General features: G+C 51.5%; 8 protein-coding genes, 1 other RNA gene and 1 pseudogene. 9 read left to right on the top strand and 1 reads right to left on the bottom strand.

What is annotated here, in order from left to right:
• Positions 1-79: 79 nt before the first annotated feature.
• A complete protein-coding gene (locus AAG834_RS13265; RefSeq protein WP_342032406.1) occupies positions 80-256 on the bottom strand; it encodes a hypothetical protein in 177 nt (58 codons plus the stop codon).
• Positions 257-583: 327 nt separating this feature from the next.
• Between AAG834_RS13265 and AAG834_RS13260 the strand changes: the two genes are divergently transcribed.
• The 9 genes and pseudogenes from AAG834_RS13260 to AAG834_RS13215 form a co-directional block, all read left to right on the top strand.
• Complete coding sequence (locus tag AAG834_RS13260) at positions 584-1,573, top strand: NAD(P)H-dependent glycerol-3-phosphate dehydrogenase (protein ID WP_342032405.1); 990 nt, start codon at positions 584-586, stop codon at positions 1,571-1,573.
• Positions 1,574-1,714: 141 nt separating this feature from the next.
• Positions 1,715-2,038, top strand: a complete 324-nt coding sequence (locus AAG834_RS13255) for a hypothetical protein (RefSeq protein ID WP_019271148.1) — start codon at positions 1,715-1,717, stop codon at positions 2,036-2,038.
• A gap of 9 nt (positions 2,039-2,047) precedes the next feature.
• Positions 2,048-2,350: a cell division protein ZapA gene (locus tag AAG834_RS13250; RefSeq protein ID WP_003744050.1), complete on the top strand. Its 303-nt coding sequence runs from the start codon at positions 2,048-2,050 to the stop codon at positions 2,348-2,350.
• Between the two features lie 7 nt (positions 2,351-2,357).
• Positions 2,358-2,537: non-coding RNA, 6S RNA (ssrS, locus tag AAG834_RS13245), on the top strand.
• 259 nt (positions 2,538-2,796) lie between these two features.
• Positions 2,797-3,228 carry a 50S ribosomal protein L13 gene (rplM, locus tag AAG834_RS13240; protein WP_003744049.1) on the top strand — a complete coding sequence of 144 codons (432 nt, stop codon included), beginning with the start codon at positions 2,797-2,799 and terminating at the stop codon, positions 3,226-3,228.
• Positions 3,229-3,237: 9 nt separating this feature from the next.
• Positions 3,238-3,630 (top strand): 30S ribosomal protein S9, encoded by a 393-nt coding sequence (gene rpsI, locus AAG834_RS13235; protein ID WP_003744048.1) that lies wholly within the window; start codon positions 3,238-3,240, stop codon positions 3,628-3,630.
• Between the two features lie 236 nt (positions 3,631-3,866).
• The gene (gene rarD / locus AAG834_RS13230) at positions 3,867-4,757 is read left to right on the top strand and encodes an EamA family transporter RarD (RefSeq protein WP_342032404.1); all 891 of its coding nucleotides are present in this window, start codon (positions 3,867-3,869) and stop codon (positions 4,755-4,757) included.
• A gap of 339 nt (positions 4,758-5,096) precedes the next feature.
• On the top strand, positions 5,097-7,304 hold the full coding sequence (gene uvrD / locus AAG834_RS13220) for a DNA helicase II (protein ID WP_342032403.1): 2,208 nt from the start codon (positions 5,097-5,099) through the stop codon (positions 7,302-7,304).
• A gap of 382 nt (positions 7,305-7,686) precedes the next feature.
• Positions 7,687-7,864, top strand: a pseudogene (locus tag AAG834_RS13215) (IS110 family transposase); the annotation flags it as partial.

Here is a 7,864-nt window from a genome sequence, read left to right as displayed (position 1 = left end):
AGGGTTCAAGATGAGTTGAACCACCGGCCAAGAAAAACACTTGGCTACGAAACGCCAAGTGTTTTATTCTTGAATCTGTTCAAACCACTGATACACTAGTGTTGCACTTGAAATCCGAATCCAAGGTTGTCTGAACGGCAGAGGCTTCGGTCGGTGCGGAAGCAGGTTTTTGTTCCTTGCTTTCCTGTCCGCCACAGGCGGCCAATGCGGACAAAACAGCAAGCGACAGGAGCAGTCGGGTGTTGCGGTGGTTCATGGCGTGTTCCTTTTTGTAGTGGATATTATTATGAGTAAGCACCGTTTCCGTTGATTGCCGTGATGAATGGCGGGCGAAAATGGGGAATGGCATTCCGCTTTGTTTACGTCCGTTTGATATGTCCGGCTTTTTTGTCCGCGAAGTATAAACAGCGGGCGTGGTTTGCCCTTTGCGGTAAATCAATATTGGATTTTCAATAGAAATAAGCAATATATGTGATAGCTTCTGCATTTTCATGCGGTTTTCATGTTGAATAGGCCTCTATCGCTTGCACTGCCAAGCCGATTGGTTTAAATTAAACGACAATTTACCGTTGGAAGACACACAATGAAAATCACCGTCATCGGCGCAGGTTCTTGGGGTACAGCCCTTGCCCTGCACTTTGCCCGCCACGGCAACGAAGTCGCCCTTTGGACACGCAATCCCGAACAAGTCCGTACATTGCAGGCAGAACGTGAAAACAAACACGGTCTGCCCGGTTTCCCTTTCCCTGAATCCTTAACCGTTTACGCCGATTTGGGTGATGCACTCAAAGACAGCGAACTCGTCCTTGTCGTAACTTCTGTCGCGGGTTTGAGAAGCAGCGCAGAACTCCTCAAACAACACAATGCCGACCACGTTCCCGTCATTGCTGCCTGCAAAGGCTTTGAACAAGATACAGGGCTGTTGACCTTCCAAGTATTGAAAGAAGTATTGCCTGAGAACAAAAAAATCGGCGTGCTGTCTGGTCCGAGCTTTGCCCAAGAACTCGCCAAACAACTGCCTTGCGCCGTAGTTATCGCCTCAGAAAATCAGGAGTGGATTGAGGAATTGGTTCCACAACTCAACACCAACGTAATGCGCCTTTACGGCAGTACGGACGTGATCGGCGTGGCTGTCGGCGGTGCTGTCAAAAATGTGATGGCAATCGCTACCGGCCTTTCCGACGGTCTCGAATACGGACTCAATGCGCGTGCGGCGCTGGTGACGCGCGGTCTCGCCGAGATTACCCGTCTTGCCATGGCTATGGGCGCGCAGCCTAAGACCATGATGGGGCTTGCCGGCATCGGCGACCTTATCCTGACCTGTACCGGCGCGCTTTCGCGCAACCGCCGTGTCGGTTTGGGTTTGGCAGAAGGAAAAGAACTGCATCAAGTGTTGGTGGAAATCGGTCATGTTTCCGAAGGTGTCAGCACCATCGAAGAAGTGTTTAACACCGCTGTGAAATACCAAATCGACATGCCCATCACCCAAACCCTGCTGCAACTCATCCGCAAGGAAATGACCCCGCAACAAGTTGCAGAAAGACTCATGGAGCGCAGCGCACGCTTTGAGTAAGACCGAACGGTAAAGGTCGTCTGAAAACATCAAACCAAAAAGTTTCAGACGACCTCAAGATTCGGCAGCGATTGACATCCCTGCATCATCATCCTAATATCCTGACCGCCTGCCACCATGCGGCAATATGGAAGCCTATACATGAATCAATCACTCGACACCTTGGAAGTCAGCGTTTACCAGCTGGCCCAAAAATTTGAAACCCTTGTTGGTGAAAACCGCCGCCTTAATGAAGAAATCGACCGCCTCAAGCTCGAGCATGAACAACAAAAGCGCGAACATGAAGCCGCCGTTGACGAATTGAGTGAAGCGTTGCTTGTACAAGTCGGCAAACTCAAAGAAGACCTACAAGGCAAAATCGACAATCTTAATGCCGAAAAAGAACAATACCGCAGCGCATTGGAACAGACTGCAGAAAAAATCCGCCAGCTCATTTCCCGCCTGCCGCAAGAAACACAATCATAAGGACACGCCATGAGTATCGAACAAGTCAGCCTCGACATCATGAATGTCAATTTCACCATCAACACCCCGAGCGAAGAAAAAGATACCCTGCTCCAAGCCGTTGATATGCTCAACAAAAAAAGTGCCGCCATCAAAGAGAGCGGACGCATTGTCGGCAGCGATAAAATCGCCATTATGACCGCGCTCAACGTTGTCCACGACCTCCTTAAAATTACACTCAAAGACGATTTGGCAATAGGCGAATTTGAGCGTAAAATAACTGACATGAACAACGCCTGCCAAAAAGCTTTGGCGCGGTTGGAACAAAACTGATTTTTCTTTTTCCCTGCGGTGTCCGCGAAGGCATATATTCCTTTGAACCAATAAGTTCGCTTAAGGTTGCCGGGAGTTGCAGTGGGCGCGAGTGTCTATTCTTAGATGCACCCGAAGCTGCCCGAGGTGACCGCCTTGTCAACAAGGTTCAAGCGGATTCAGCCAAAACGGCTCTCGCGGGGATTCCCATATCAAGCCATGCCCAATTTGCGGCATGGCTTTCATTTATCATTGGCTCCGACGTCGTCTGAAAACCAAGCATAAAATTGAAAACACATCCCGATATTTTGAATCATCAGTAACGTTTTCCAGCTTAAAAACAACATCTCCCTATGCATAAAACCGCCATCATAGAAAAAACACTTTCAGACGACCCCAATCCGATTGACAAAAGCCAATCCCATCTTTAAAATTCACAACTTTCTATATCTATCTGGATTTCCACTATGAAAACCTTTTCAGCGAAACCCCACGAGGTGAAGCGCGAATGGTTCGTTATCGACGCCCAAGACAAAGTTTTGGGTCGCGTTGCAGCCGAAGTCGCCCACCGTCTGCGTGGCAAGCACAAACCTGAATACACCCCCCACGTTGACACCGGCGACTACATCATCGTCATTAACGCAGACAAATTGCGTGTAACCGGTGCCAAATTTGAAGACAAAAAATACTTCCGTCACTCCGGTTTCCCCGGAGGTATCTACGAGCGTACTTTCCGCGAAATGCAAGAGCAATTCCCGGGCCGCGCTTTGGAACAAGCCGTAAAAGGCATGTTGCCTAAAGGCCCATTGGGTTACGCAATGATCAAAAAACTGAAAGTGTACGCTGGTGCAGAACACGCCCATGCCGCACAACAACCCAAAGTTTTGGAATTGAAATAAGGACACGACATGAACGGTAAATACTACTACGGCACAGGCCGCCGCAAAAGTTCAGTGGCTCGTGTATTCCTGACTAAAGGTACCGGCCAAATCATCGTAAACGGTCGTCCCGTTGACGAATTCTTCGCCCGCGAAACCAGCCGCATGGTTGTTCGCCAACCTTTGGTTCTGACTGAAAACGCTGAAGCGTTCGACATCAAAGTCAACGTTATCGGCGGCGGTGAAACCGGTCAATCCGGCGCTATCCGTCACGGCATTACCCGCGCCCTGATCGACTTCGACGCTGCGCTGAAACCTGCCTTGTCTCAAGCCGGTTTCGTGACTCGCGATGCCCGTGAAGTTGAACGTAAAAAACCAGGTCTGCGCAAAGCACGCCGCGCAAAACAATTCTCCAAACGTTAATTCGTTTTTGGAATCTCAAAAAGCCCTGCAATGCAGGGCTTTTTTTATTTGTTGCAGCTATCGGATTGCCTATACATTTTTGAGACTGGTTGAGAGAGGGCGGACGGCTGAGCGATAGTAAGTTGAGACGGCAGGATTCGCGTTAAGTTTTTCTATTTCTTCAAATATCGAAAATGTGAAATTTCTTTTCGCATTCCCCATTGATACAATGAGGTTTTTTGCAGGGTCGTCTGAATATGACGGATTTCTCAAAGGGACTTGTGGCGGCGATAGCTTCCAATGTATTGTTTTCCATGCTGTTTCTGTACAGTACTTGGATGCACCCGATGAATGGGACGGAAGTTTTCGCTTGGCGCATGGTCGCAATGTTGGCGTCCGTATGCGTATTGATGGGCATGGGCGATGGCTGGAAGGCGGCAGGGCGGTTTGTTCGTGAAACAGGCAGGAATTGGAAACGTTGGTTTTTGATTATGCTGCCTGCGCCTATTTTTGCAAGCCAGCTTTGGCTGTTTGTCTGGTCGCCGGTCAATGGCGAAGGCGTGAACGTGGCAATGGGCTATTTCCTGTTCCCATTGGCGATGCTGGCGTGCGGCAGGATTTGGTTTAAGGAAACGCTTAACCGTCTGCAAATAGTAGCGGTCGTATCGGCATGTTTGGGCGTGGCATGGGAGTTGGTACGATCCGGCGCATTTTCATGGGCGACGGTATGGGTATTCGGGACATATCCCATCTATTATTTAGTGCGCCGCAAACTGGGCGTGCCGGCATTGATAGGGCTGACGTTTGATTTGCTCGTGATTGCGCCTTGTGCCTTATTTTATATTCTGACGCAAACCGATACCATCAATTTGATTGCGTCCACCCCCAAGCTTATCGGCTTTATCGTTTTGTTGGGCATCAATAGCACGGTCGCCATGCATTTGAATTTAAAAGCAAGCCAATTATTACCCATTGCCGTATTCGGTATGTTGAGCTATTTGGAACCGGTCTTGCTGTTTATCATTTCGATTGCATGGCTGGACGAACCTTTGGAGAGTGGGGCATTAAGCAGCTACGGATTCATTTGGTTGGGTTTGAGTTTGATGATGGTAAACGGATGGCTGGCAATGAAGAGAAGGGTCGTCTGAAGCCGCTGTTTTATATAGTGGATTAACTTTAAACCAGTACGGCGTTGCCTCGCCTTGCCGTACTATCTGTACTGTCTGCGGCTTCGTCGCCTTGTCCTGATTTAAATTTAATCCACTATAGATTTCAGACGACCTTGCTCCATTAAACTCACATTTCCCGATTTCCGTCCTACAATTTCAATTTCTAAATCAATGTCGTCAGCAGGCCGCCTCGGCTTGTCAAACTTTTGCCCGATAAACAGCATTCGATATCGAAAGGTCGTCTGAAACATCTTTTCAGACGACCTTTGCCGTTTCCATTAAAATACTGTATTCCCATTTTTCAGACGGTCTCTTCCCATGTTTCCCGACCAATCCGCCCCCAATCTGCTGCAAGGCTTAAACCCCGAACAACTTTCCGCCGTAACTTGGCCGCCGCAATCCGCCCTTGTGCTGGCGGGCGCGGGCAGCGGCAAAACCCGCGTGCTGACCACGCGCATCGCATGGCTTTTGCAAAGCGGACAAGCCAGCGTACACAGCATTATGGCGGTAACGTTTACCAACAAAGCCGCCAAAGAAATGCAAACCCGACTCGGCGCGATGATTCCCATCAACGTCCGCGCCATGTGGCTCGGCACGTTCCACGGTCTCTGCCACCGCTTTCTACGGCTGCACCACCGCGACGCCGGCCTGCCGTCTTCCTTTCAAATCCTCGACAGCGGCGACCAGCTTTCCCTGATCAAACGCCTGCTCAAAAGCCTCAACATCGCCGAAGAAATCATCGCGCCGCGTTCGCTGCAAGGCTTTATCAACGCGCAAAAAGAATCCGGTTTGCGCGCTTCCGTGTTGAGCGCGCCCGACCCGCACACAAGCCGCATGATTGAATGCTACGCCGAATACGACAAAATCTGCCAACGCGAAGGCGTGGTCGATTTCGCCGAACTCATGCTCCGCAGCTACGAAATGCTGCAAAGCAACGAAATCCTGCGCCAGCACTACCAAAACCGCTTCAATCACATACTCGTTGACGAGTTTCAAGACACCAACAAACTGCAATACGCCTGGCTCAAACTCATGGCGGGCGGCAACGCGGCGGTATTTGCCGTCGGCGACGACGACCAAAGCATCTACCGTTTCCGCGGCGCGAACGTCGGCAACATGACCGCGCTGATGGAAGAGTTCCACATCGACGCGCCCGTCAAACTCGAACAAAACTACCGCTCCGTCGGCAACATCCTCGCCGCCGCCAACGCCGTCATCGAAAACAACGACGAACGCCTCGGCAAAAACCTGCGCACCGACGCCGAAGCAGGCGACAAAATCCGCTACTACTCCGCCTTTACCGACCTCGAAGAAGCCCAATTCATCGTGGACGAAACCAAAGCCCTCGAACGCGAAGGCTGGGATTTGGACGAAATCGCTGTCCTCTACCGCAGCAACGCCCAATCGCGCGTCATCGAACAAAGCCTGTTCCGCAGCGGCATCCCCTACAAAATCTACGGCGGCCTGCGTTTTTACGAACGCCAAGAAATCAAACACGCGCTCGCCTACCTGCGCCTCGCCGTCAATCCCGACGACGACAGCGCCCTCTTGCGCGTCATCAACTTCCCGCCGCGCGGCATCGGCGCACGCACCATCGAAAACCTTCAGACGGCCTCAAACGAACAAGGCATCACCCTCTGGCAGGCAGCCTGCAACGCCGGCGCAAAAGCCGCCAAAGTCGCAGCCTTCGTCCGCCTGATTGAAGCCCTGCGCAACCAAGTCGGACAAATGCCCCTGCCCGAAATCATCGTCGGCATCCTCAAAGACAGCGGCCTGACCGAACACTATAAAACCCAAAAAGGCGACAACCAAGACCGCATCGACAACCTCGACGAACTCGTCAACGCCGCCATCGAGTTCAAACCCGAAGACAGCAACTTCGAAATCCTGCCCGACAACATTTCAGACGACCCCGCCTTCCCCATCCTCGCCTTCCTAAGCAACGCAGCCCTCGAGTCCGGCGAAAACCAAGCAGGCGCAGGCGAAAAAGCCGTCCAACTCATGACCGTCCACGCCGCCAAAGGCTTGGAATTCAACGCCATCTTCCTCACCGGCATGGAAGAAGGCCGCTTCCCCAGCGAAATGAGCCTTGCCGAACGCGGCGGCCTCGAAGAAGAACGCCGCCTCATGTACGTCGCCATCACCCGCGCCCGCAAACGCCTCTACATCACCATGGCGCAACAACGCATGCTGCACGGGCAAACCCAATTCGGCATCGTCTCCCGCTTCGTCGAAGAAATCCCACCCGAAGTATTGCACTATCTGTCCGTCAAAAAGACCGCCTACGACAGCTACGGCAGCCCGCGCCAAACCGCCGCGCCCAAAAACAAAATCATCGATGACTACAAACAGCCCCAAACCTACGCAGGTTTCCGTATCGGACAAAACGTCCGTCACGCCAAATTCGGCACCGGCGTCATCATCGATGCCGTAGACAAAGGCGAATCCGCCCGCCTGACCATCAATTTCGGCAAACAAGGCGTGAAAGAGCTGGACACCAAGTTTGCGAAACTGGAAGAGATGTAAAAGGGAGATGACAGAGGTCGGCTGCAACCCGTAGCGTGGGCTTTGCCCACGAATCAAGCCCAAAATTTCAGACGACCTCTTTTAGCCGCCATTATCGTAGGCAAAGCCCACGCTACAATGTACACCGACGAAGTAAATAGAGATGTAGGTCGGATACTTGTATCCGACAAAAACATTTGACGTATCTATCGTTTCCGAAAAACCGCTGTTTGGAAATGTCGGATTCGAGAATCCGACCTTGTATATCGGAACACCCGTATCATAGCAACAAACCGCCCGGCCGCCACCCGCATCCGACCAAGGCAAACAACCGTTGCGTAGCTCAGGGAGCGGTCGGGCAACCCATCGACACGACCGGACAGTTGCCAGACAACACAACCGAATGCAAGGCAGGTTTATGATGAGTACCCAATACAATTACGCAGGCATCGACATCGCCAAACGAAACTTCGTCATCGGCATCACGTCTTTGCAGCGCACCAAAACCGAAACCAACAACCCAAAAGGTATCGCCCATACTATCGAATACCTTAAAAAACACAAGGTCGCCCTCGTCGTGA

Source organism: Neisseria sp. Marseille-Q2251 (assembly GCF_940793045.1).
GTDB lineage: Bacteria > Pseudomonadota > Gammaproteobacteria > Burkholderiales > Neisseriaceae > Neisseria.
Note: the sequence above shows the minus strand (reverse complement) of the source record. Positions and strands in the feature narration are given on the sequence as shown.